Source organism: Candidatus Competibacteraceae bacterium (genome assembly GCA_016713505.1).
Lineage (GTDB): Bacteria > Pseudomonadota > Gammaproteobacteria > Competibacterales > Competibacteraceae > Competibacter_A.
Window position 1 is genome coordinate 127137 of the sequence record JADJPA010000002.1, and the last position, 23709, is coordinate 150845.

At 58.3% G+C, this 23709-nt stretch carries 21 protein-coding genes; 11 read left to right on the plus strand and 10 right to left on the minus strand.

The window, feature by feature from the left end; all coding sequences use genetic code 11:
* The first annotated feature begins 8 nt into the window (after positions 1-8).
* Positions 9-3338 (plus strand): DUF2309 domain-containing protein, encoded by a 3330-nt coding sequence (locus IPK09_15500; protein ID MBK7985003.1) that lies wholly within the window; start codon positions 9-11, stop codon positions 3336-3338.
* Here the strand turns inward: IPK09_15500 and IPK09_15505 are convergent.
* Both IPK09_15505 and IPK09_15510 read right to left on the minus strand, forming a co-directional pair.
* Positions 3288-3506 (minus strand): PIN domain-containing protein, encoded by a 219-nt coding sequence (locus IPK09_15505; protein MBK7985004.1) that lies wholly within the window; start codon positions 3504-3506, stop codon positions 3288-3290. The genes IPK09_15500 and IPK09_15505 overlap by 51 nt on opposite strands.
* Positions 3503-3709 (minus strand): DUF2191 domain-containing protein, encoded by a 207-nt coding sequence (locus IPK09_15510; GenBank protein MBK7985005.1) that lies wholly within the window; start codon positions 3707-3709, stop codon positions 3503-3505. Before IPK09_15510 ends, IPK09_15505 begins: the two co-directional genes overlap by 4 nt.
* 86 nt (positions 3710-3795) lie before the next feature.
* Between IPK09_15510 and IPK09_15515 the strand changes: the two genes are divergently transcribed.
* A complete protein-coding gene (locus IPK09_15515) occupies positions 3796-6879 on the plus strand; it encodes an NADH-quinone oxidoreductase subunit M (GenBank protein MBK7985006.1) in 3084 nt (1027 codons plus the stop codon).
* An 80-nt stretch (positions 6880-6959) separates the two neighbouring features.
* Here the strand turns inward: IPK09_15515 and IPK09_15520 are convergent, their stop codons facing one another.
* Complete coding sequence (locus IPK09_15520) at positions 6960-7211, minus strand: IS1 family transposase (protein ID MBK7985007.1); 252 nt, start codon at positions 7209-7211, stop codon at positions 6960-6962.
* A gap of 99 nt (positions 7212-7310) precedes the next feature.
* The gene (locus tag IPK09_15525) at positions 7311-7673 is read right to left on the minus strand and encodes an IS1 family transposase (GenBank protein MBK7985008.1); all 363 of its coding nucleotides are present in this window, start codon (positions 7671-7673) and stop codon (positions 7311-7313) included.
* An 87-nt stretch (positions 7674-7760) separates the two neighbouring features.
* On the opposite strand from IPK09_15525, the gene IPK09_15530 reads away from it, so the two are divergent.
* From IPK09_15530 to IPK09_15540, 3 genes are read left to right on the plus strand one after another with little or no spacing between them, the layout of a single operon-like run.
* Positions 7761-8093 (plus strand): hypothetical protein, encoded by a 333-nt coding sequence (locus tag IPK09_15530; GenBank protein ID MBK7985009.1) that lies wholly within the window; start codon positions 7761-7763, stop codon positions 8091-8093.
* A gap of 28 nt (positions 8094-8121) precedes the next feature.
* Positions 8122-8559 (plus strand): GNAT family N-acetyltransferase, encoded by a 438-nt coding sequence (locus IPK09_15535; protein ID MBK7985010.1) that lies wholly within the window; start codon positions 8122-8124, stop codon positions 8557-8559.
* Positions 8560-8599: 40 nt separating this feature from the next.
* Positions 8600-10078 carry an NADH-quinone oxidoreductase subunit M gene (locus tag IPK09_15540; GenBank protein ID MBK7985011.1) on the plus strand — a complete coding sequence of 493 codons (1479 nt, stop codon included), beginning with the start codon at positions 8600-8602 and terminating at the stop codon, positions 10076-10078.
* A gap of 26 nt (positions 10079-10104) precedes the next feature.
* Here IPK09_15540 and IPK09_15545 read toward each other — a convergent pair whose 3' ends face one another.
* Complete coding sequence (locus IPK09_15545; protein MBK7985012.1) at positions 10105-11931, minus strand: hypothetical protein; 1827 nt, start codon at positions 11929-11931, stop codon at positions 10105-10107.
* Positions 11932-12983: 1052 nt separating this feature from the next.
* Here IPK09_15545 and IPK09_15550 point away from each other — a divergent pair.
* From IPK09_15550 to IPK09_15560, 3 genes are read left to right on the plus strand one after another with little or no spacing between them, the layout of a single operon-like run.
* Positions 12984-13964, plus strand: a complete 981-nt coding sequence (locus IPK09_15550) for a cytochrome-c peroxidase (GenBank protein MBK7985013.1) — start codon at positions 12984-12986, stop codon at positions 13962-13964.
* A complete protein-coding gene (locus IPK09_15555) occupies positions 13961-15784 on the plus strand; it encodes a GHKL domain-containing protein (protein MBK7985014.1) in 1824 nt (607 codons plus the stop codon). Before IPK09_15550 ends, IPK09_15555 begins: the two co-directional genes overlap by 4 nt.
* A gap of 18 nt (positions 15785-15802) precedes the next feature.
* Complete coding sequence (locus IPK09_15560; GenBank protein MBK7985015.1) at positions 15803-16831, plus strand: response regulator; 1029 nt, start codon at positions 15803-15805, stop codon at positions 16829-16831.
* 126 nt (positions 16832-16957) lie between these two features.
* On the opposite strand, the gene IPK09_15565 is transcribed toward IPK09_15560, so the two are convergent.
* The 4 genes from IPK09_15565 to IPK09_15580 all read right to left on the minus strand — a co-directional run bounded on the left by IPK09_15565 (position 16958) and on the right by IPK09_15580 (position 20098).
* On the minus strand, positions 16958-17257 hold the full coding sequence (locus IPK09_15565; GenBank protein MBK7985016.1) for an AzlD domain-containing protein: 300 nt from the start codon (positions 17255-17257) through the stop codon (positions 16958-16960).
* A 14-nt stretch (positions 17258-17271) separates the two neighbouring features.
* Complete coding sequence (locus IPK09_15570; GenBank protein MBK7985017.1) at positions 17272-17967, minus strand: AzlC family ABC transporter permease; 696 nt, start codon at positions 17965-17967, stop codon at positions 17272-17274.
* A gap of 5 nt (positions 17968-17972) precedes the next feature.
* Complete coding sequence (locus IPK09_15575; protein MBK7985018.1) at positions 17973-19202, minus strand: beta-lactamase family protein; 1230 nt, start codon at positions 19200-19202, stop codon at positions 17973-17975.
* A 77-nt stretch (positions 19203-19279) separates the two neighbouring features.
* Entirely contained in the window at positions 19280-20098 is an 819-nt protein-coding gene (locus IPK09_15580; protein MBK7985019.1) for an alpha/beta fold hydrolase, read from the minus strand.
* A gap of 156 nt (positions 20099-20254) precedes the next feature.
* Between IPK09_15580 and IPK09_15585 the strand changes: the two genes are divergently transcribed.
* Positions 20255-21397, plus strand: coding sequence for a PQQ-dependent sugar dehydrogenase (locus IPK09_15585; protein MBK7985020.1), 1143 nt, complete (start codon positions 20255-20257; stop codon positions 21395-21397).
* Between the two features lie 70 nt (positions 21398-21467).
* Complete coding sequence (locus tag IPK09_15590) at positions 21468-22664, plus strand: anion transporter (GenBank protein MBK7985021.1); 1197 nt, start codon at positions 21468-21470, stop codon at positions 22662-22664.
* A 42-nt stretch (positions 22665-22706) separates the two neighbouring features.
* On the opposite strand, the gene IPK09_15595 is transcribed toward IPK09_15590, so the two are convergent.
* Positions 22707-22943: a hypothetical protein gene (locus IPK09_15595; GenBank protein ID MBK7985022.1), complete on the minus strand. Its 237-nt coding sequence runs from the start codon at positions 22941-22943 to the stop codon at positions 22707-22709.
* Positions 22944-23234: 291 nt separating this feature from the next.
* On the opposite strand from IPK09_15595, the gene IPK09_15600 reads away from it, so the two are divergent.
* Entirely contained in the window at positions 23235-23567 is a 333-nt protein-coding gene (locus IPK09_15600) for a hypothetical protein (protein MBK7985023.1), read from the plus strand.
* Positions 23568-23709: the final 142 nt, after the last annotated feature.

A 23709-nucleotide genomic window follows, 5' to 3' on the forward strand; every position in this document is an offset into this window, starting at 1 on the left:
AGAGCGCCATGTCTGTGACCGTCGCTCAGCCGTCAACCGACCTGCCGCTCACCCCCCGGCACATCGTCGAACACGCCATCGCCCATCTGGATCACGTCCTGCCCGCGCAAGCGCCGATTCTAAATTTCGTCCACCACAATACCTTGCACGGTTACCAACATCTGCCGTTCGAGGAGGCGCTGGCCGCCGCCGAGGCGTTGACCGGGATTCATCCCTATCTGCCCGATACGGCCTTTCGCAAGCTGTTTCGGGCGGATCGGATCGTCGCCGCCGATCTGGACGCAGTGTTTGCCCGACGCCCGGAACTGGAAATCGATCGCGTTTTGGCGCGAACGGGGGATCGCGCCATCCACCGGGGCGAGGTGCTGCGGATCGCGCTGGTGTACGGCGTCGAACCGCTGGCCTTGAGCGAGCTGATCTGGCGGATCGAGGAGTTGCAAGCGACCCGTCAATTTGCCGAGGACGTGCCGGAACCTGCCCGCCAACGCTTGCTGGCAAGCGCGGGCCAAGCCGGCTTGGCCGATACCGGCGCGGCGCTGGAGGATTTGTGGCGAGCCTGTCTGGAAGGTTTTCAATTGCCCGCGTTCGATCTCCACCCGGAAGAATTGGTCGATTTGCAACTGAATGTCGCCAAGTCGCTGCTGGCGCGGTTTCGGGACGAAGGAGCAACGGATGACCGAGGCCCCATCGTCCACAAGCGGATGCAGGCCGAAGCCATCGCCTTGCTGGAACGCTGGTTCGACGACGTAGGCGAGGGCAGCACCTTGCGCGGGTTGTTGCACCGTCTGACCGGACAGGATTTTTTCGATCAGGTTCGGCCCTACTTGATCCGGCTGGCCGCCGCCTATCTCGACGAGGGTCTGGCGGCTTGGAATTTGCCCGGTCGGACGGAAGGGTTGTACGCGGCGTGGCGGCGGCTGATCGAGCGCGATCCGGCTTGGTCGTTCGCCGGGTTGCCGGGCTGGCGCAAGACGGTTGCTGGCTGGCCGGACGATCCGGTGGAGGCGGCCATCGCCGAATTGCGGCGCTTAGGACTTCCCGAAACGCGCTGGGAAGGTTATCTCACGCGGCTGGCGCTGGAACTACCGGGCTGGTCGGGCATGATGAACTGGCGACAACAGCATCCCGCTTATCCAGCCAACCGGGAGAATCCGGTCGCGCTGATCGATTATCTGGCGGTGCGGTTGTGTCTGGATCGGCTGTGGATCGATCGGTGGTGCCGGGACCGTTGGGCTATCGAAGGCACGCTGTCCGCTTTGCGCGGCTATTTCACGGCGCGACCGGCGGAGGCGTTGGCCCGTCATGCCTTGTATGCGGGGCAGTTGCCGGAATATCTGGCCAGCCGAGCGCGAGAATTGGCGAAACAACACGCGCCGTTGGCCGCCTGGGATACGCTGGCCGACATGATCTGGACCTGGCTGCACAGTCCGGTGGCGGCGCAAGCCGACAGCCACACCGTTCACGGCAGCGCGTGGCGCTTGTTCCGGCTGGCGCAGCATCTCGGCCTGCCCGGCGGTGAGGTACGGGCGCTGGCGCTGGCCGACTTGGAACGGCTGCTGGAGCCGCTGGACGCCTTGTCGGCTCCGGTGCGCGGCGCGCTGTGGCAAAACGCCTACGAGCACCATTACCGCGATGGATTGATCAACGCCTTGGCGAACAACCACGGCCGCTGGCCGCCGCGGCAAGAGCGGCCGCACGCGCAGATCGTGTTTTGCATCGACGACCGCGAAGAAGGCATCCGCCGCCACCTGGAAGAAGCCAACCCGCGGATCGAGACCTTCGGCGCGGCGGGGTTCTTCGGGGTAGCGATGAACTGGCGGGGTTTGGACGACCGCGAGGTGACGCCGCTCTGTCCGGTGGTGGTCACGCCCGCCCACGAAATCCGCGAAGTCGGACGGCCCGGCGCGCGAGCGGAACTGGCGTTGCACGAGCAGCGGCGGGATTTGCGCGGCCGATTGGGCGCGTTCTATCAGAACATCCGGCGCAACCTGCTGTCTTCGGCGCTGGCCATCGACGTGCTGGCCCCGGCGGTGTTGCCGGTGCTGGCGGGCAAAATTTTCGCGCCGCGCCAGCAGGGTCAACTCACCAGCGCGACCCACATGCGCTGGGTGCCGGACGCACCGACTGTCGTGGCGGTGACGGCGGACGACGCCACCGCGCCAGCGACGCCGGAACAGCCGCGCTTGGGTTTCACCGACGCCGAACAAGCCGACCGAGTGGCCGGCCTGCTGCGCAACATCGGCCTGACCCGGCAATTTGCCCGTCTCGTGGTGCTGATGGGGCACGGCTCGATGAGCCAAAACAACCCGCATCTGGGCGCTTACGATTGCGGCGCGTGCGGCGGTCGGCACGGCGGGCCGAACGGGCGCACTTTCGCGGCGATGGCCAACCGTCCGGTGGTGCGAGACTTATTGGTCGAGCGCGGCATCGCGGTTCCGGCGGACACCTGGTTTGTCGGGGCCGAGCACAACACCTGCGACGAGCGCATCCTGTTTTACGACCGCAGCGATTTACCGCAAGAGGCCGAACAGGCGCTGCGGGCGCTGCGACCGGAATTGGATCGCGCCTGCGCGCTGTCGGCGCAAGAGCGCTGCCGCCGGTTCGCCTCCGCGCCGCGCGATCCCGCGCCGGAACGGGCGTTGCGGCATGTGGTCAGCCGGTCGCGGGACTTCAGCCAAGCCCGGCCGGAATTAGGCCATGCCACCAACGCCGCCGCCTTGGTCGGTCGGCGGACGATGAGTCAGGGCGTGTTTCTGGATCGGCGGGCGTTTTTGGTGTCCTACGATCCGACCCAGGACCCGACCGGCGCGGTGCTGGAAAATATTCTGTTGGCGGTGGGGCCGGTGGGCGCGGGCATCAATCTGGAATATTACTTTTCCACGGTCGACAACGAACGGCTGGGCTGCGGCACCAAGACCCCGCATAATGTGACCGGCCTGTTCGCGGTAATGGAAGGCGCGAGCAGCGACCTGCGGACCGGTCTGCCGCGCCAGATGATCGAGATTCACGAGCCGGTGCGGTTGCAGATCGTGATCGAGGCGCGTACCGAGATCCTGGCCGCCATTTACGGCCGTCAGCCCGGCTTGCGCGAACTGATCGGCAACGGCTGGATTCATGTTATCGCCAAAGACCCGGATAGCGGAGAATTCGCGATTTTCGATCCGGCGCGCGGCTTTATGCCGTGGGCCGGGCCGGTGCGACCGCTGCCGGCGCGCGCTCGTTCCGGCGACTGGTATCGAGGTTACACCGAGCCGCTGCCCCCGGCGTTGATCGGCGCCGCGCCCGCTTTACTGGCTTCCCGCAAGCGGATTTCTGACCTTCAGGGGCGCGAATCGTGAGAAATCTCGGTCGGCGCTCCACAGTTCTGTCACGCCGTGCTCCAGACAGAGGGCCGCGATTCTGGCATCGTAAATCATTGAGCCAGCGCTCTTCGACCGTTCAATCAATTCCCACAGCCGCAGCCCATGCCTTGCTCTTGGTAAATGCGGGAGCGAATTTGATGTCAGTTTCCTTCTTCAAGGCCAGCTTGCAAGCCAGCTCCCGCAAAGGTCGCCCGCCGCATTCGGAATGGCGCCGCACCGGCGGCCCGCTGCTTCAAAAAGTTGTGCAACGCACTTTCCAGCACGGCTCGCAGCGTCGTTCGGTTCTGGGCGGCGTAGCGTTTGATTTCTTCAAACAGACTATCGTTCAGTTCCACCGTCGTTTTCATGCCATACACCCATACTTTTCAATATTGGCCGATGGGTATTTTAACAGGGTCTCTGGAAATCCACCGATGACGACGAGGGGCTGAGCATGTTGGCATGGTTGCTAGCCCTCATTCCCGCTTTGCCCCTGGCCGCCGCGTTGTGGCTCGGCGCGGCCATCCTGTTCGGGCAGGCCAGCGGCGAGGCGCGCGAGCGGCGCAGCAGCCGGATCGTGCTGGCGGCACTGGGCGGTTCCTTCACGGCGGCGCTGGCGCTGTCGGTCGCCCGCTTGGCCGGTACCTTGCCGGATCGGCTGATGCTCGGCCGCTGGCTGACCAGTGGCGATTATGGCGTAGATCTGGTTTTTAACGCCGATCCGTTGAGTTTGACACTGGCGGTGCTGGCGTCGCTGCTCTGCCTGCTGGTCGCGCGTTTCGCCGTGAACTACATGCACCGCGAGACCGGATTTCATCGGCTGTTCATGGTGTTAAGCCTGTTCGCGGCGGCGATGGCGCTGCTGGTCACCGGCGGCAATGCGGTGCTGGCCTTCATCGGCTGGGAAATCGCCGGGCTGTGTTCTTACCTGTTGATCTCCTTCTTTCAGGATCGGACAACCGCCGCTAGCAACGCCACGCGGGTGTTTGTGGCCAATCGCGTCGGGGATGGCGGCTTTCTGTTAGGGATTGGGCTGTCGTTCTACTGGCTGGGCAGTGTGGATTGGGAAGCGATCAATGTCGGGGCGGCGAAGCTGAGCGCCAGTCAGACCGGTGTTCTGGCAGGCTGTTTCCTGCTGGCGGCGACCACCAAATCAGCGCAGGTGCCGCTCGCGCCGTGGCTGGGTCGGGCGATGGAGGGGCCGACGCCGTCGAGCGCTCTGTTCTACGGCGCGGTGATGATCCACGCCGGGGTTTATCTGGTGTTGCGGCTGCAACCGCTGTTCGAGCAGTCGCCGCCGCTGATGGCGGTCATGGCGCTGATCGGGCTGGCGAGTGCGCTGTACGGTTTCGTGGCCGGACTCGCGCAGACCGATATCAAAAGCGCGTTGATTTTTTCCACGACCGGGCAGGTTGGGTTGATGTTTCTGGCTTGCGGGTTGGGGTTCTGGCGGTGGGCGCTGTTGCATCTATGCTGTCACGCCGTCTTTCGCGGCTATCAATTTCTCAGCGCGCCGTCGATCCTGCACCAACTGCGAGAGCGCACCCGGCCCGCGCCGGAGTGGCTGGCGCGGCGGCGCGGGCTTTACGCGGCGGCGTTCCAGCGGTTCTGGTTGGAAGACGCGGCGAATTGGGGCGCGGTGCGGCCGGTGGGCTGGCTGGCGCAACAAGCCAACCGCTTCGACGCCGCCGTGGTGGATCGGGCGACCGGCTTACCCGCGCCCACGGTGCGAGTATTGTCGTCGCTGGCGCAATGGGAAGAACGCCAGCTCGGCGCGGGCCGGTTTCTGGAACGCGCGCCCGACGCGCGGGACCAGGGTCAAGGCGTGGTCGGCCGTGCGACCGAGTGGATCGCCTCGATCTTCCATCGCTTTGAAGAGCAAATGGTATTCAAGGCGGTCGGTCAAGGCATCGTTGCGACCAGCCACCGACTGGGAACCCGGTTGAGCCAGGTCGAGCGCCTGCTGCGGCGGTCGTGGTGGTGGGTCGCGGCGATGGTGGGCGTACTGGCGATCATCGTCGCGGCCGGTGAGATATTGCACCGACAGGGCAGCGACGATTTTCCGCTGTTGAGCGCGTTGCTGGTCGTGCCCTTGGTCGGCATCATCGCGGATTATCGCGACCGGCAGGCGCGCAGCGCCTTTGCCCTGGGCTTGACGGTGGCGGGTGTGGAACTGGGGTTGGCGCTGTATCTGGTCGCCCGATTCGACCCGCACGCGCCGGGAATGCAGTTCGTCGAACGGGTCGAAATTTTCTCGTGGCTGCCTTATCACGTCGGCGTCGATGGCGTCGGCGTGTTGTTCCTGCCGCTGACCGCGTTGCTGACTCTGTTCGTGATGCTGTACGCGCAGCCGCACCGCTGGGAACAGCCGGGGGCGTTCGTGGCGAACATCCTCGGTGTGGGACTGGCGCTGATGGGGATGTTCAGCGCGCTGAATCTGCTGCAATTCTGGCTGTTCGCGCTGGCGGAGGTGATTCCGTCGACGCTGCTGATCCAGCGCTGGGGCACCAGTCCGGCGCGGGCGCGGGCGGCGGCCCAATACCTACGGGCGATGCTCGGCGGTCTGGCGGGGCTGCTCGCGGGGATTGTGTTGCTGGGCTGGCATCATGCGACGGTGGCGGGACAGTGGTCGTTCGAGCTGCCGGCGTTGCTGGCGACGCCGGTGCCAGCCGGGCAACAATCGTTTATTTTCATCCTGTTATTCGGCGGGTTGGCGGTGCGGCTGGCGCTGTTTCCGTTCCATTCCTGGCTGCCCATCGTCGCCAAGCACGGCACGGTCGCGATCGGCATGGTGTTGTTGGTGGGGGCGAAGGTCGGAATTTATGCCCTGTTGCGCTTCGTGTTGCCGCTACTGCCGGATGCCGCCCAACAGTGGTCTGGCTGGATTGCGGCGTTGGGCTTGGCGGGGATGGTGTACGGCGCGCTGCTGGCGGTGTTGCAGATCGATCTGCGCCGGCTGCTAGCGTTCGGCATCGTCAGCCAGACCGGAGTGTTGATGGCGGGGTTGTTCTCGCTGAAAGCCGCTGGTTTGAAAGGTGCGTTGCTGCTCAGCTTGAATCTGGGCCTGGCGGCGGCGGGGCTATTCGTCGCCGCCGGCTTGCTGAACCGACGGCTGAACACCACGCGATTCCACCGGCTGGGTGGCTTATTCGATGCGTTGCCGTTGCTGGGCTTGATGTTCCTGGTGGTGGTGCTGGGCAGCATCGCGATGCCGGGAACGCCGGGCTTCGAGGCGGCGCATCTGGCCCTGGAAGGAACGTTGGAGGCGTTCGGCTGGGGTGTGGCGACAGCCGCCGCGTCCGGCAACGTGCTCGCCGCCGGTTATTTATTGTGGGCCTATCAACGGATTTTCTTGGCCCGCAATCCCAAGGTCGCCGCGCGCGCCTTGCACGATTTGCGCAATCGCGAACTCATCATGGCGGCGCTGCTATGCGCGGTCATGATCGGGGTCGGGTTGTACGCTGATCCGTGGATCAAGATGATCGGCGAATCGGTGGAGAAGGTGGCAGAGGTTTTTGAGATGGCGGAAGCTCATTGAAATTAGAAAATTTTACAAAAATAAATTTATGAACAACATAGAAAAATTTAATAAATGCGCTGCTTAAATATTTGAGAGTCCTAACTTAAGATAGATAAGAAGACGGCGGCGAGGGCGGCGTAGTTTTTGGAGTCGCGCACATGATGGTGAAGGCGCAGGGACAGATCGACCATCTTCTTCGATTTTGAAACGACCTTGGTGCGGCGTCGGAACCGCGCCAGATAATGCCGGAGGTTGCTGTTGTCTTGCTCGATGGGAAAGGTCAAATCCTTGCCAGTGAAGAGTTGGCCTTCGGGAATGTTGCGGTGGAACCCCTCCCAGTCGTCGGTCACGAACGTATGGCCTTCGATTCCGATTTTCCGAGGTGCTCTCGGCAGGTTGCATCATCACGCCGACCCAAAACCCAGGGAAGAGCTCGCCGCTCGATAGGGTCATACGCTCGCCAAAGCCATAGTTTTTCTGTCTTTTTTAAGAAAGTGATGCATCTCGTCGAGCATCACAACCTCAACGTTGGCGGGCATTTCCGGTGCTGGCAAAGCTTCTGCCTCTTTCCTTATCCACTTCAAAACGGCAACGTCGCTGACGCCCAAAAGACGGGCGATGCCGCAGAAACTCATGTTGCCCATCGCATAAAGAAGGGTCGCCAGCGCCTTCGCTGCCGCAGGCATCCCCCGCGCTTTCGTTGCCGTGAAATTGCATCCGCACGCCTTGCAGCGATAGCGCTGCAACCCGCGAACAACACCGTTTTTTACGTGATCCGTTCCCTGGCAACGTTTGCAGACAACCTCGGTCATGGCATTCTCCCTTCTGGTGGTCATGCCCTTTTCGCATTCATAATCATGATATCTATCTTAAGTTAGGACTCTCAAATATTTAGCCGATTGTATGAAAAGTTTCCAATCGGAACCGATATTAAAATAGATGAATTTCCCCAGTTCAAAAACTTAGAAGACGAAGGAATATTTAATGAAACAGTAAAATTTCTGATTAATGAAGGATTTATAAGATGCGACTTTGATTCCTACGACTCTTACCTCAATGTTGTTTTAACCTCAAAAGGGTTTATTACACTTAATTCAATTCCAGAAGCCATTTCGAATAAAAAAGAGGCTCTTGGTGACAAGCTTAAAGAAGTTTTGAAGACTGGAAAAGAAGAAGGTATTAAATCAATGATTAGAGAAATCATAAAGTTATTTTTATTTCCAAGTATATAATCCATTGTTTAAAGCATGAGAGATGAAAATGGAAATTCAAATAGCTTCGAAAGAGAGTGAAATAGTTGCTTGTTTTCTCATCGTACGCGAGTTGCGTCCACATCTTACGCAATCTGAATTTCTAGCTCAGGTTCGGCGCCAGATGCAAAATCATGGTTATGTGCTCGTTGCTCTGGCCGCGCGCGAGGAGATCGTCGCTGCGGCGGGCTATCGGATCGCGGAATTTCTAGCCTGGGGACGGGTTTTCTATGTGGATGACCTGATTTGCCGAAGCGCTTTTCGCAAGCACGGCTACGGCGGGCAATTGCTCGATTGGTTGCTGGATCGAGCCAAGGAAGCCGGCTGCACCCAATTTCATCTGGATTCCGGCGCGCATCGCCACGACGCCCACCGGCTTTATCTCAGCCGGAAATTGCAGATCAGCTCCCATCATTTTTCCAAGGAACTCAGCGACCGTGCCGTCTGATCTCGAACCGCTGTTTGCCGCCGAGCAAATCGGTTTTCCGATGTTGAGCGTTTTGATCGGGCTGCCGCTGGCGTGGGCGATTCTGTTGGCGTTCGTCCGCGATCATCGCGCCGTCCGCGTCGCGGCGCTGGCGGGAGCGGGATTGGAATTGCTGTTATCGCTCATGATGCTGGCCGCGCTACGCCCGGAAGTCGCCGGGATGCAGTTGGTGGAGCGATCCCTCTGGATTCCGAGCCTGAACGTGCATTATCTGGTCGGGATCGACGGGCTTGCGGTGCTGTTCCCGCCCGTGACCGCACTATTGTTCTGCGCGGTGATTCTCGCGTCCTGGACGAGCGTCCAATCCATGCCCCGCTTGTATTTCGCCCTGCTGCTGATGCTGGAAGGGGTGACGGTGGGCGTGTTCTGCGCGCTGGATTTAGTGTTGTTCTTTCTGTTCTGGGAACTGACGCTGGTTCCGATCTATTTTCTGATCAGTTTGTGGGGCATCGGGCCAGAGCGGCGTTTCGCCGCCGTCAAATACACCCTGTTCATGCTGGCGGGTGGGATTCCGCTGTTGTTCGCCATTTTGCTGCTCGGCCTTTATCATACCGGCGGCAGCGGCGCGCCGGGGCTGGGCGCGTTGATGTTCGATTATCCGACTCTGCTGGAACGTCCCTTGCCCGCTGCATTGCAGACCGGCGTTTTTCTGCTGCTATTCGTCGGCTTTGCGGTCAAAACGCCGCTGTTTCCGTTCCATACCTGGTTGCCGACCGTGCTGCGGGAGGGGCCGGTCGGCTTGAGCGCGCTTTTGGTCGGCCTCAAGCTGGGCGCGTTCGGCATCTTGCGCTTTGCCGTGCCGCTCGCTCCGACGGCGGCGCGCGACTTTGTCTGGCTGATGGCTGGGCTGGGCTTGTTCGGGATGGTGTACGGGGCGCTGGTGGCGCTGCGCCAGTCCAACCTGCGGCTGATGCTGGCTTTTTCCAGCATCAGTCATGTCGGTCTGGTGGTGGCGGGCATCGCCGCCTTGAACGTGCAGGGGGTACAGGGCGCGGTGTTCCAACTGGCGAACTTCGGCGTGATCGCGGGTGGTTTGTTGTTACTGACTGGATTTCTGCACCATCGCCTCGGTTCGACCGACCTGGCGAGCTTGGGTGGACTGGCCCAGCCCTTGCCGTATTTGGCCGGCTTTTTTCTCCTGCTCGGTACGGCGTCCATCGGGCTGCCCGGCACCAACGGTTTCGTCGCGGAACTGCTGATTTTATTGGGTCTGATGCAAGCATCGCCCGTTTTGGCGGCCGTCGCCGTGCTCGGCATGATTCTGGGCGCGGCCTATTTTCTAGGTTTTTTTCAGCGAGCCTTTTTGGGGCCGGTCACTCAGGATTCGGTGGCGGCCTTGTCGGACCTGCGGCCGCGCGAGCTGCTGGTCGCCGGTGTGCTAGGCCTGCTGGTGCTGATCGGCGGCCTGTTCCCCAACTGGATTCAGGGCCTCACCACGAGCGCGGCGAGCGCTTGGGCCGAACGGGTGGCCGCCGAGTAAAGAGCCACCTCGCTCGCTTTGCAGCTTCAGGCATCGGTAAGAAAATTGCGCTGCGCCAACACGATATCCAGCGCAAACAGCAGCGTCTTCCTGGCCGATCGGTCGCCAAACCCCTTGACTTGAGCGCGCCGCAAAACCGCTTGGTCGATTATCGGGCTACAGCGCGCTGTACTGGAATCCAGCGTGTCGAACACGAATTCAGCGACCGGTCGCTTTTGCAGCAGATCCTGATACTCAAAGCCGGACAAACCAGCAATCCCGGTTTTCGCGATGGTGCGCGCCGCCAAACCCTTGGGCAACCGCGTGCAAGCGAGCACATCAAGAAGGGCGAAAATTCCAAGTGTGAACCCGCCTGGAGATATTCCCCCCGCGACTCGCCAGCCCCAGTTGATCGGACTACGGGCAACCGTGCCTCCGACCTGGGCCACGATCTGACGTTGAAAGGACGTCTGGAGCGGATCGCCCAGAAACCGATGCTTGAGATCGCGCAGCCGTACGGCCGCCGCTGAGGTGCTGGTATCCCGCAGTACCGGCTCGCGAAGTTTTTGCAGGATGACCGTTCGGTCGGCGTAGGGTGTCTGCTGCATCGTATAGCTGCTGCCGACGCCGAAGTTGGCTATCGATGCGAACAAGTTTTCCTGCTGGATAAGATGCAGCGAGGTAAAGTCAGCTCCGTCGGTAATTTCTTTAAACCAATGGCGGTTCGACAAGCGTTTTGCCACTTTTATAAAATCACCATCAAATACATCCAGCGGCACGTTGCGCAGGCCGATGCCTTCGGTTCCCGACCGGCCGATTTGATTGCCAAGCATCCCTGAAAGGCGGGCATCGTACGCATTTTGCAAGGCGCGATAGAAGAACACCTCAGACGCTTGGGTGAAACTCGCCAACCCTCCCGAACGGCGCGACGCCTCCATGGCACAATCCGCAAATTGACGGATGAAGCGATCGTCGAGAGAGACAACGGTATGCTTTAAATCATAGGCATCACACAATTCCTTGGCCCGCCGGGCATCGAGCGAATCTGCGACACCGCTGATCGTAAAGGCGGGCAAGAGACGGCTATCACGACAGAGCAGCGCAAAAATAGCCCGTGTGTCCAGACCTGCGGTGAGCGAAAGAAAACTTCGCGATAAATCCATTCGATGCAAGGCTGCCGTCAGCGCCGCTTCTTGGGCGGCGCTGTAATCCCGCCAACTGGCGAATGGTTTGTCTCTGGGCGGGCGCCAGCGCTCGACCGTCCGCATACCGCCCGCCAAATCGATGGTGAAACCGACTCCGGCCGGCGCTACAGACAAATTTCGAAATAGCGTCCTATGCTTGATCGGTTTTCCGATCAGGGCAAATTCGACGGTTCCTTGAGGGTCGAAGGTCAGGCGAACACCGGGCGCCGCCGCAATACGATCTATGCTGGAAGCGATAACCGTGCAGGCGCTGTCCTGATAAATGAAGATCGGCGGAAATCCGGTAAGGCTGGTGCGCAGAAAAATTTGCTTGTTGGGAATATCGATTTTCAGCAACGCCCCATGACCTAGAAACTCATTGCCCGCTTGCCCCGAATCCTGGCCATCGCCGAGCAAATAAATTTTCTCTGATACTTGCGGCGCCGCTCGCTCGTTCCACCTGCCTGGAGCAAGCTCAACCCAAGCGGTTAAAGCCCGATTGGCCGCTGTTTCGATGGTTATTTCAACCGTAGCGAGCTGAGATCCTTTTTTATCAAGCGACGGCCCTAAAGCGACACAAAAGCCACGAACGGGTATGTTAGGAGAGGGACCGACCAATTCTGTGACAACAGAGTCCCTGTGATTCCTGCCATTGATGGATAAATAATTGTATTTTTTAGTTTTAAGCATTTTTTAACCCATCCCGTCCATCAAGCGTGGCTTGATTCAGATCACTGGCCAAAACAATAAAGGTTTTTTTGATAGATTTAATTGAAAAATATGGTCGTTATTGAACTTGCAACTCAGATAAACCAAATAACCTGTTTTAAAGATACTCTACTAACGAAATATTTAATAAACTTTTTGCGCTCCAAAATAATCAGAGACGATAAAACTTCATTAGTCGTACCTATAACCTATTCGGAAATTCCAGATTTTTCCGCAAACGCCTCAGTGCGTAGAATACCCTGAGTGTATAAGTCGACGAGCTTTTCAAAATAGTTGAAGCTGATGGGTAGATAAGGGCCCGCGCGACCGGAAATGCCGTTCCAGCCGCGCCAGCAAACCCGTGAACCGCTCGATAGGCGCCAACCTTCCGTCTTCTACCCCGCTTCGCGGCTGACCGCCGGACTGGCGGAACATCCACAGCCTATCACGAGCGAGCATTTCAATCTCACGCCAATTAAAGCATTGCCCGTGCAGACCTTGGGAAGCAATGAATGCGCTTCACGCTCGACCAAGACTCACAGCACTGCGTCAAGATTCCGTCGGCCTTTAGGATAATTTCCATACCAAAGGACTTCGCCGTCATCGCTCAGAACCACGGCCACCACATCCTGTTCCCGCCGCTTTATAGTCCAGACCTCAATCCCCTCACATGAGGTCGCCAGCCTCAAAAAACGCCGCCAATCGATCCCCCTCAATATCCCGTTTGAGGAAATCCGCAAAATTTATGGAAATTAGCCAGAATGGCTATAAATGCAACAAACTAACAAAAAATGGTATAAATATTGTAGATAAAATTTAACCTAAGATTCTTAGTCATAGCCCCATTACTCATCAAATATGAACATAATTTATACAAAAGTTACGAAAAATGTGGCATGACTTCAACAGATTCGTGGTTTGTCGAGTGAGCAAACGTGACGAAGCCCTGCTGATGTCGGGCTCGGGCGCGGAAAAGCACGAACCACCCATTTGGCCTAAAAACAACTTATTGAACTGCATAGGTTTTAAGATTAATGAATACTCATCGATTCTTGCTCGCGCTGGCTGGCTTGGCAATTCTAACGGTCGGCGGCTTTACCGACGTCCAGAGTGCTGAGCTAAAAGAACCCATTCACCCGCTAAGCGTTAAAAATGATTTGAACCCGAATAAAGTGAGCCTCGGAAATTTGCTATTCAACGATAAAAGATTATCTGGGGATAATAGTATTTCTTGTGCTTCCTGCCACGATGTCAGTAAGGGAGGCGCGGATCAAGCCGCCTTATCCAAAGGCGTGGGCGGGGCGTTAGGAAGCATCAACGCCCCTACCGTATTAAATAGCAGTCTAAACTTCCGCCAGTTCTGGGACGGGCGCGCCGCCACTTTGGAAGAGCAAATCGATGGCCCCGTCCACATGAAAAATGAGATGAACAGCGACTGGCCGCAAGTCATCGCTAAATTAAATAAAGATCAAAATTATATCAATCTATTTGGCAAGCTTTACAACGATGGTATCCAAGGCAACAACATCAAAGATGCCATTTCCGAATACGAGCGCTCGCTCATTACGCCATCGCGTTTCGATAAGTATTTATTGGGCGATAAAACTGCTTTAAATGAGAGCGAACTCAAAGGCTATGACCTTTTTAAGAAATACGGGTGCGTGGCTTGCCATCAAGGCATTAATATCGGCGGTAACATGTATCAATTGTTTGGCGTAATGGGCGATTACTTCAAAGAGAGAGGCAACATCACTAATGCGGATTTGGGCTACTTTAATGTCAGCCATGACGAAAGAGACCGCCATAAATTTAAAGTGCCCAGTTTGCGCAACATCGCGTTGACAGCGCCCTACTTTCACGATGGCTCAGCCAAAACTTTGCATGATGCCGTAAGAGTCATGGCCAAATATCAGCTAGGACGCACTATTCCTGAAGCTGATGAAGAACTTATCATTCAGTTTTTGAATGCGCTTTCCGGAGACATGCCGAATCAAGAACAGGGAGTAAAAAAATGAAATTACGCTACTTCGTGAATCTCATTATCGGTGTCTGCATGATTGGAGTACTGGTTTTCCTGTATGCTAAGGTCCAGTCCCTCAATGTAAAAGAACATTATGAAATTACTGATATCTTACGCCAAATATCCGCGCTAAACTTTCGATGGAATGAGGATGTCTTAAAAACCAAGCTGAGTTTGAGCAGCAATTATGACGCGGTAACCAGTCCTCTGGCGGATTTGCGCACCCTGCAAAAAGGATTAGATTCTAGGCTAGAAAAATTTACCAGCGAAAGCCCTCAATTAAAAAATGCTGTTAACGACTACCGCATTTCGATCGAAGAGAAAAATAGGCTCATCGAACAGTTCAAAGGCCAAAATGCTATTTTCGACAACTCGTTGCGCTATATAGCAACCGCCGTTGATGACCTCAGTTCCGAGATTGACCTGCAATTATCGAACGCAGCTAAGCCGAGCGTGGTTCTGGTGAATTTAAGGGGCCAGGCTCAGGGCTTGCTACGCGAATTATTGGAGTTTAATCAGCTCTCTCAACCGGAAGTCCTGGCTTCATTGATCAGTCGTATCGACCTTCTGGAAAACAAGAAAGATGATTATCCAGAGGTGGTTTCAAGCAAACTGGAAACCGTGATCAGGCACGCTTCGGTCATTATCAAAAGAAAGCCCGAAATAGACACACTGCTCGCCGAAACGGTCAGCTTGCCCATCATGCAAAATATTGAGCAAATCGAAAAGGCTTATACGACGGTTTATGATAGCTATTTACGTAACAAGGATTTTTATTTCACCATTTTGATCGCTTATGCCAGCTTTCTGTTGCTGTTGATCGCTTTGATCGGCTATCGCTTGCGTAACAGCTATCGGGAACTGAACTCCGTCAACAGACAGCTCAAAGTCGTCAATGAGACGCTGGAAGAACGGGTGATCGAAAGAACACGAGAGCTTTCAAAAGCGTATGACCAACTCAAACAATCGCAGATGCAACTGATCCAATCCGAGAAAATGGCCTCTCTCGGACAAATGGTGGCGGGCGTCGCCCATGAAATCAATACACCGCTGGCTTACTGTCACAGCAATATCGATCTGGTCAAGGAACAGCTGCCCGAAGTCCTTACCTTGTTCAAGGAGTTCGTGAATTTTCCAAATCTTCTGGAGACGCCAGAGTCCGAACAGCAATCTTTTAAAGAAGAGCTTGGCAAAATTCAGGAATTAATGAGCTCTTTCGAACGGGACGGCGTGCTGGACGAAATGGAGGTTTTGCTGGACGGCAGTTTGTCCGGTTTGGATCAAATCAGCGAGATGGTAAAAAGTTTGAAGGACTTCAGCCGGCTCGATCAGCACAAGATCGAAAATTCGGATCTGAACAAAGGATTGGACAGCGTGCTGGTGATCGCTAACAATGTGTTGAAAGATAAAGTCACTATTGTCAAGGAATACAGTGACATACCGAAGATCAGCTGTTCCCCTTCGCAACTGAATCAAGTGTTTCTCAATTTGATCGTCAACGCCGCTCAGGCTATCGAAAAACAGGGAACCATCACGCTGCGTACCTACACCGCCGATCACTGCGTCAATATTGCGATCGAGGATGATGGCAAAGGGATTCCCGATCACATATTGCCGCGCATCTTCGATCCTTTCTTTACGACCAAGGAAATCGGCAAAGGTACGGGGCTAGGGTTGAGCATCGCCTACAAAATCGTCCAACAGCACGCTGGCAATATCACGGTCCAATCGGAAGTTGGCAGAGGTGCTCGATTCACCGTTTCCATCCCCATCGCCCAGGCGATGAACTCGCAAGGTTTTGAAGTCGCCGCTTAGCTGGGAGAGTCATAAGCAATGGACAAAAAAGAAAAAATTTTATGCGTGGACGATGAAGTTCAAATTGTAATTTCCTTGCGTGCCTTACTCCGCTCCAAGTATGAGGTGCTGATCGCCACGAGCGGAGAAGAAGCGCTGGACATTTTGCGCAAGGACAACACGATTCGCGTGCTGATCAGCGATCAGCGCATGCCTAAAATGTTGGGCGCTGAAGTGTTGCGCGAGGCCAGGAAAATATCCCCCGGCACCATGCGCTTGCTATTGACGGGTTACTCGGATTTACAGGCCATTATCGATTCCATCAATGAAGGAGAAGTGTTCCGCTTCATCAATAAACCTTGGAACAATCAAGAACTCCGCTTCATCGTCGAACTGGCGGTCGCGGTCGCCATCGAAACCGGGCAGGCCGCCGAGAGCATTTCTGAAGCAGGGGTAGTCGTCGAAACCCCCGTGGACTTCCAGCTTGATAGAGCTCAAAACGAGGCCGGTTCGGCTGGGGCGGTTCAAGACGCGGCGGTCAGTCATGCGGATTTACCGGCGGCCGGCACGCTCACCAGCGAATCGATCTTGGTCGTGGATGACGATCGGGACGTGGTTTCGACGCTTAAGGAGCTGTTCGGCGATACCGTGCTGATTTATAGCGCCCACAGCATTCATGAAGCGATCGAAATCTTGGGCGATAAGCACGTTACGGTGATTATTTCCGAAACCGTGGTCGCCGGTGAGGATGCGACCGAATTCGTCAAACTTTTGAAACAGCATCATCCTGACATCATCACGATTATGCTGACCAAGTTTCACAGCGCGGACACTATGATCAGCCTGATCAACCAGGGTCAGATTTATCGCTACAGTTATAAACCCATTCAAAAAAATCAGCTGGGGTCTTATATCAAATCCGCCTTCGTCCGCCACGGCGCCAACCTCAAGAAACCCGAGCTCCTCAAGCGACATCAAGTGGAAGAAATCAAGGACATTCAAAATCCTTCCCTGGTCGGGAAATTGATGGGCCGCTTGAAGTCGCTGCGACTGAGGATGGGATTCTAAGCAGGCCCTCCAGAAGCGTCGAAAAACCGGCGCTGCGGTTCGGATAGGAGACGAAAAAAAGACTTTGCGTCAGGGAACATTCAGACCCTTAACGCCCCTGACCGCACTGCTCGGAAAGGAACGCTCTCACCTTATCAGACCAGGCCACAGCGCCAGCACCACAAAACCCCCGACCAGAGTCCATAGCACGCTGCGGGTCGCGGCGGCGATAGCGATGGCGACCAGTCCGGCCATCAAGCGGGCGTTGCTCCAAGACAGCCACAGCGCGCCGTGCGGCAACAGCAGTTCGGGCGTCACTAGCGCGGTCAGCGTAGCGACCGGCACGAACGGCAACAACACCCGGAACCAGCGGGGAAAGCTCACTCGGCCTTCGGCGGCGATGAACGACAGCCGCAGGCCGAAGGTCAGCACCCCGCAAACCACCATCGTCAGCCAAACGCTCAACGGATTTTCTCCGCGGCCCACCAGCCGGCCATCATGCCGGTCAAAGCCGCCGCGAGCAAACCCAGCTTGAACGGCAGGCCCGCCGCCAGCAACGCCATGACACCGGCGACAGCGGCCGCCAACAGCATGCTCCGATCCCGGATCAAGGGCACCACGATGGCGATGAAGGTCAGCGGCAGGGCGAAATCGAGCGGCCAGTCGGATGGCAAGCGAGCGCCCAGCACCACCCCGACGGCGGTGGATAATTGCCAGCCGCCCCACAGGGTCAAACCGGCGCCCAGATAGAACCAATGCTGGTGAGGGCCGGGCCGATCTCGCGCCTCGCGCCGGCTGATCGCGGCGAAGGCTTCATCCGTCAGCAGGTAGGCCAGCGCCAGCTTCCAGCGGCGCGGTAGCCGCGCGAGGCGGGGGGCCAGCGCGGCGCTATAGAGCGCGTGACGCAGGTTCAGCAAGCCGACCTCGGCAACCACGATGGTAGCCGGCGCGCCGGCGCCGACCAGCTGGCAGAACAGGAATTGGGCGGACCCGGCGAACAGAATCGAGGACATGGCCAGCGCCGCTGTCGGACTGAGGCCGTTGGCCAAGGCCAGCACGCCATAAATCATCCCGAAGGGCGCGACGCCGACCAGCAGCGGGGCCAGCGCCCGCGCGCCAGCCCAAAATTCCTGCCCGGCGGATTGCGGCGGGACCATGCCGGTCAGTCCACCAACGCCTGATACACCAACTGCCGGAGCTGGGGGCGGAGCGGATGGGTGCTGGACGGGAATAACTGGGTCAACAGCAGGGCGGTGATTTGCTCGGTGGGATCCACCCAAAACGCGGTGCTGGCCGCGCCGCCCCAAGCGAATTCGCCGGGCGAGGACAACACCTTGTTAGCGACCGGATCGAGCACCATCGAAAAGCCCAGGCCGAAGCCGATACCATCGAAGGTGGTTTCGGCGAACAGCGGTCGGCCAAAGGTTTCGAGATCGACCCCGCCGGGCAGGTGATTGCGGGTCATATAGCGCAGGGTTCGGTCGCCCAGCAGCCGGACCCCGTCCAACTGGCCGCCCTGCAACAGCATTTGGGTGAATCGGTGATAGTCGGCGGCGGTCGATACCAGTCCATCGCCACCCAGGCAGCAGGCAGGGCGCTCTCGTCCGATCCGATCCATGGCGTTGTTGCGGATCGCGCGCAGGGTATTGGGTTGCGGCGAATAGAACGCCGCCAGCCGGTCGGTATCTTCCACCCAAAAGCGGGTGTCGCGCATTCCCAGCGGCCGAAAAATCCGCTCGTCGAAAAATCGATCGAGACTCAATCCAGAGACGATCTCGAGGATCCGGCCGAGCACATCGCTCGCCACCGAGTAGTTCCACTCCGTACCGGGCTGGAACAGCAAAGGCATTTCCGCCCAACGCTCGCAGCACGCAGCGAGGTCGAGGCCATTCGGCGGACCCCATTCAAAACCGGCGGCCCGATAGAGGGTATCGACGGGATGGGCGTGGTGAAAGCCGTAGGTGAGACCGGCGGTGTGGGTGAGCAAGTGCCAAATCTTTATCGGTTCTTTGAGCGGTTCGGTCACCGGTTTCAAGGCCGATCCGCCGCGATAAACGCGGGTGTCGGCGAAGGCCGGGATGAAACGGCTCACCGGATCCTTGAGTTCGAAAGCGCCTTCCTCGTACAGCATCATCGCGGCCACGGCGGTGATGGGCTTGGTCATCGAGTAGATGCGAAACAAGGTGTCGTGCTCGACGGGCTTGCCGGTTTCCATATCGCGCTGGCCGTACCGGCCGAGATGGGCGATCTTGCCGGCCCGACTGACCAGGATCAGCCAGCCGGGCAGCAGTCCATCATCCACGTAGCGGGCGAAATAGGCATCAATTCGGGCGAGTCGCTCGGGGTCGAAACCGACGTCACCGGCATCGACTTCGACTTGGAGTTCAGACATGGTTGTGTTCCGTCCTTGCAGTGCATTAGCGGAAGCTGCATTGTGCCGCGATCCGCGCGGCTCATCCATCGGGACGGTCACGATGGGACGGGTTTGAATCGCAACGGGTCGGCGAAGGTTTCAATCGAGTCCAGATAGGCGCGCAAACCGACCGCGAAAATGGTGTTGTGATCGGCGCGAGGTATCGTCAGCAAATGCTTGTCCGGCGCGGGACTGGCTTCGTACAGGGCCTGACCGTCGCTGAAGGGAATGAGGTGGTCGCGTTCGGCGTGGATGATCAGGGTGGGTTTGGCGAAGGTACGGATTTTGTCGAGCTGGCAAAACCCGCGGTCTTCAGTGAAGTCAGGCAGCGCGGCGCGGGTGACGCCGATCCGGCGCAACAGCGGGCCGGTGTGGGCGAAGGCGCTTTCCAGAATGAGCCCGGCGATCATTGTAGGGCGGCGCAAGGCCAACTCCAGGGCCGAGGCGCTGCCCAGGGAGCGGCCCATGACGAGCAGCGGTCCGGTCGATCCGCTCCGGCGCAGCCAACCGGCGACGAAATCGAGAATGGCGCAACTGTCGGCCAGCAGGGCCGAGGCGGTGGGCCAGCCGGTGGATTGGCCGTAGCCGCGATAGTCGACCGCCAGAAAATTGATGCCGCGCCCGACGTACAGCGCGCCGATATCGTCGTAGTCCTGCACGATTTCGCCGTTGCCGTGAAAGAACAGGATCGTGCTGGCGGCGGGATCAGCCGCATGGAAGCGCGCTCCGATGGTTACCTCATCGGCCACCGGAACGGCGAGATCGCGGATGCCCGCCGAGGGCGGCTCCGCGAAGCCGCGCCGCGGATAGAACAGACAGGCAAGCACGTTCGGCCGGTCGAGCAGCGCGCGGTCAGAGGAAAAATCGGCGGTCATGAGCGTTTCCCGGCGGGCAGGGTTTGACGATTTTGAAAGAGAAGCCATGCTGTAACGGAACGGCGCGCGGCGGCTCGGATGCTTCGAGCGCGACGGTAAGGCCAGCTTGGGCGAGGCTATTGCCGACAAGACTAACGCAAACGAGAGGAGACCGTCATGTCTTACTGTAGCCGCTCGAACGGATGGTGGTGCGGGTTGCTGGCCATCGCGCTGCTGTGGGCGTGGTTGCCGGGCGCGGCCGCGAGGGTGACACTGCGAGAGGTGGCGAACGGTTTGAGCCAACCGCTTGCGATCGCGCACGCCGGCGATGGCAGCGGGCGACTGTTCGTCACCTTGCAGGAGGGGCGGGTGATGATCTTCGACGGCCGGCAGATAGTGCCAAAACCCTTTCTGGATCTTCGCGAGCGGGTGGCGAGCGGCGGTGAACGCGGGTTGTTGAGCGTGGCCTTTCATCCCGATTTTGCCAACAATCGGTGGTTTTACGTCAATTACACCGATCTGGCGGGGAATACTGTCGTTTCTCGATTCCGCGCGGCGCGACGGGCGCCGAACGTGGCGTTACGTCGCAGTGAAACCTTGGTGTTAAGCGTGACGCAGCCCTATGCCAATCACAACGGCGGTCAGTTGCAGTTCGGACCAGACGGTTTTCTCTACATCGGCACGGGTGACGGCGGCAGCGGCGGCGATCCAGAGAATCGGGCGCAGGATGGCGGGTCGCTGCTGGGCAAGCTGTTGCGGATCGATGTGAATCAATCACCTTATGGCATCCCCACCGACAATCCTTTTAGCAACCGGACCGATATCCGCCCGGAAATCTGGGCGGTGGGCTTGCGCAATCCCTGGCGGTTCAGCTTCGACCGCGCGACGGGGGATTTGTATATCGCCGATGTCGGTCAGGACGCTTGGGAGGAGGTCAACTTTCAGCCCGCCGCCGGTCCCGGCGGACTGAATTACGGTTGGCGACGGCTGGAGGGGCGGCATTGCTTCAATCCGCCCAACGCTTGCGATGATGGCACGCTGACCCCGCCGGTGCTGGAATACGATCACAGCGTGGGCGAGTCGGTCACGGGCGGTTACGTTTATCGCGGTTCGCAGGTGCCGGAGTTGGCGGGCCGCTATGTGTACGGCGATTTCATCAGCGGGCGGATTTGGGCGGCTCGCTTGGAAGGGAGTCGTTGGGTCAATGAGGAGGTAGCGGCCTCGCCCATCGCGATTTCCAGTTTCGGCGAGGATGAGGCTGGCGAGTTGTACCTGACCGATTATATCGGCGGGCGGTTGCTTAAATTCGTTTCTGAATGAGGGCGAAGCGGTTGGAAAAGGCCGGCGCGTGACGGTCACGCTGATCGTTTTTCTGGTGGTTTATCTGGGGATGATCCTCGGCGATCTGCCGTTCTTGCAGATCGATCGGACCGGAATCGCGCTGCTGGGGTCCATCGCCCTGGTGGGTGGCGGGGTGTTGACACCGGAGGCGGCGGTGCGGGCGTTGCATTTGCCGACCCTGATCCTGTTGTTCGCGTTCATGGTGGTGTCGGCGCAACTGCGGCTGGGCGGGTTTTACGGCTGGGTGACGCTGGGTTTGGCGGCGCTGCCGCTGCGGCCGCCGCTGTTGCTGGGTGCGTTGGCGTTCGCGGTGGGAGGGCTGTCGGCGGTGTTCAGCAACGATATCGTTTGCTTGGCGGTGGCACCGGTGTTGGTCGATATCTGCCGGCGGCGCCGCCTCAACCCGGTACCCTATCTGCTGGCGCTGGCCTGCGCGGCCAACGTCGGTTCGGCCGCGACCTTGATCGGCAATCCGCAGAACATGTTGATCGGAGCCACCTTGCGGTTGTCGTTCGGAGGTTATGCGCTGGAGGCGCTGGGTCCGGTCCTGTTGGGCCTGTTGGCGATTTGGGGGATTTTGGTCTGGCAAACGCGGGGGCGGTGGACGCTGCCGGCGGATGCGCCGGAGCTGGTTCCTTCACGGCGGGGCGATGATCGGCCAGCGTTCGATTCCTGGCAGACCGCCAAGGGTTTAGCGGTGGCGGCGGCATTGGTGGCGGTGTTTTTATTCAGCGATTGGCCGCGCGAGGCGGCGGCGCTGGTGGGAGCGGGCGTGCTGCTGACCAGTCGGAAGCTGCATTCCCGGCAAATGCTGGGACTGGTGGATTGGGAGCTGTTGGTGTTGTTCGTGGGCTTGTTCGTGGTCAATCACGCCCTGGAGCATACTGGTTTGGTGGCGGAAGCGATCACGCGGTTGGCGGCGGCGGGCGTACCGTTGGCGCAGCCGGGACTGCTGTTCGCAACTGCGGTGGTGCTCAGCAATCTGGTGTCGAACGTACCGGCGGTGATGTTGCTGTTGCCAGCGGCGACCCATCCGCTGGCGGGACCGATTTTGGCGCTATCGAGCACGCTGGCCGGCAATCTGCTGCTGGTGGGCAGCATCGCGAATCTGATCGTGGTCGGTGCGGCGGCCCAGCGCGGCATCCACATTGATTGGCGCACGCACGCCCGCGCGGGCGTGCCGGTCACACTGGCGACGCTGGCCTTGAGTGCTTGTTACTTCGGGTGGCGGTTGGAGGGCGGTTGAAGAAATGCGGCGACAAGCCAGCGGCGCGCGACGGTTTCGGGGTTAGATGGCGTAGTTGGGCGGTGCGCCGGGGATTTCGAGGCTGGTGAGGGTGTCGCTTTCACATTGCACGGCAACGGCTTTGCCGATCCAGTCAGCGCCGAAGAGGGTGGTCAGGCCTTCAACGAGCGAACCGGCGTCGGCTCGCAGGTGGTGGCGCTGCTGACCCGTATCCAGAACCAAGGTAGCAAGGTCGCCGCCTTCGATCACGTCGGCGATGGTTCCAGCAAGGTACTTCATCGGTTGTGCTCCTGTTCGTTGAGGTCAAGCCCCATGCACCGATCCACCCAGCGGATTTGAGGGATTTTGGCGCTTTTCAAATAGCTATGCGACCAATCGGTATGAAAGTTGCGTCGTAAAACGGCTCAATGCTCTGACCGCCGGGTTGAACTTACGTTGCGGTCTTAACATCAACAATGCTTGACGGCGAATTTCGATTCTAACAGGAGAATTGATATGCGCTTCTGCGACATTGGGATTTTGCTAGGTGTCCTTGGGCTTTTGGGTTGCGGCACTGGAAGCTCCGATCACTTGAGTAGCCTCCGTCAATCATCCAACGTTCCCTCATCGTCCGCTATCGCCGTACCCGCCCAGGCCGCTCCTGGCGTCTACCAGCGCGCGGATCGCTCGATTCGCCAACAGCCGGGTAATAGCAATAGCGCGGCTGTAGCCGGAAGTCGTGCCGGCGGTTCGATTCGCGATGGAGCGACCAACCTGCCGCTAGCGAACACCTTAATCGAAACCATCAATGCGTTGAGCGGCGATGGCTTACCGCTCAACGCCCCCACTAAAGCGACGGATCCCACCATCTTGTTTCGAGTGCGTGGTGACGACGTGATGCTGTTTTGGCGGCGTTCTTTTTAACGGATTGAGTTCAGAAAAATGCATTATTACATAATACGTATAATGTAATTATTTTCAAAATTAGCTATTTTTTTAGTTCCGATAAAATAAGTTATCGGAACTTTTTGAAGGGTCTATACTTTAAAATTATTCCGCTGAATAA

Coding starts and splice junctions, on each gene's coding strand:
- IPK09_15525 (MBK7985008.1), bottom strand. CDS start 7,673: ATGACCGAGGTTGTCTGCAAACGTTGCCAGGGAACGGATCACGTAAAA.
- IPK09_15545 (MBK7985012.1), bottom strand. CDS start 11,931: ATGCTTAAAACTAAAAAATACAATTATTTATCCATCAATGGCAGGAAT.
- IPK09_15550 (MBK7985013.1), top strand. CDS start 12,984: ATGAATACTCATCGATTCTTGCTCGCGCTGGCTGGCTTGGCAATTCTA.
- IPK09_15585 (MBK7985020.1), top strand. CDS start 20,255: ATGTCTTACTGTAGCCGCTCGAACGGATGGTGGTGCGGGTTGCTGGCC.
- IPK09_15560 (MBK7985015.1), top strand. CDS start 15,803: ATGGACAAAAAAGAAAAAATTTTATGCGTGGACGATGAAGTTCAAATT.
- IPK09_15535 (MBK7985010.1), top strand. CDS start 8,122: ATGGAAATTCAAATAGCTTCGAAAGAGAGTGAAATAGTTGCTTGTTTT.
- IPK09_15580 (MBK7985019.1), bottom strand. CDS start 20,098: ATGACCGCCGATTTTTCCTCTGACCGCGCGCTGCTCGACCGGCCGAAC.
- IPK09_15500 (MBK7985003.1), top strand. CDS start 9: ATGTCTGTGACCGTCGCTCAGCCGTCAACCGACCTGCCGCTCACCCCC.
- IPK09_15540 (MBK7985011.1), top strand. CDS start 8,600: ATGTTGAGCGTTTTGATCGGGCTGCCGCTGGCGTGGGCGATTCTGTTG.
- IPK09_15575 (MBK7985018.1), bottom strand. CDS start 19,202: ATGTCTGAACTCCAAGTCGAAGTCGATGCCGGTGACGTCGGTTTCGAC.
- IPK09_15595 (MBK7985022.1), bottom strand. CDS start 22,943: ATGAAGTACCTTGCTGGAACCATCGCCGACGTGATCGAAGGCGGCGAC.
- IPK09_15570 (MBK7985017.1), bottom strand. CDS start 17,967: ATGGTCCCGCCGCAATCCGCCGGGCAGGAATTTTGGGCTGGCGCGCGG.
- IPK09_15555 (MBK7985014.1), top strand. CDS start 13,961: ATGAAATTACGCTACTTCGTGAATCTCATTATCGGTGTCTGCATGATT.
- IPK09_15515 (MBK7985006.1), top strand. CDS start 3,796: ATGTTGGCATGGTTGCTAGCCCTCATTCCCGCTTTGCCCCTGGCCGCC.
- IPK09_15510 (MBK7985005.1), bottom strand. CDS start 3,709: ATGAAAACGACGGTGGAACTGAACGATAGTCTGTTTGAAGAAATCAAA.
- IPK09_15590 (MBK7985021.1), top strand. CDS start 21,468: ATGATCCTCGGCGATCTGCCGTTCTTGCAGATCGATCGGACCGGAATC.
- IPK09_15565 (MBK7985016.1), bottom strand. CDS start 17,257: ATGGTGGTTTGCGGGGTGCTGACCTTCGGCCTGCGGCTGTCGTTCATC.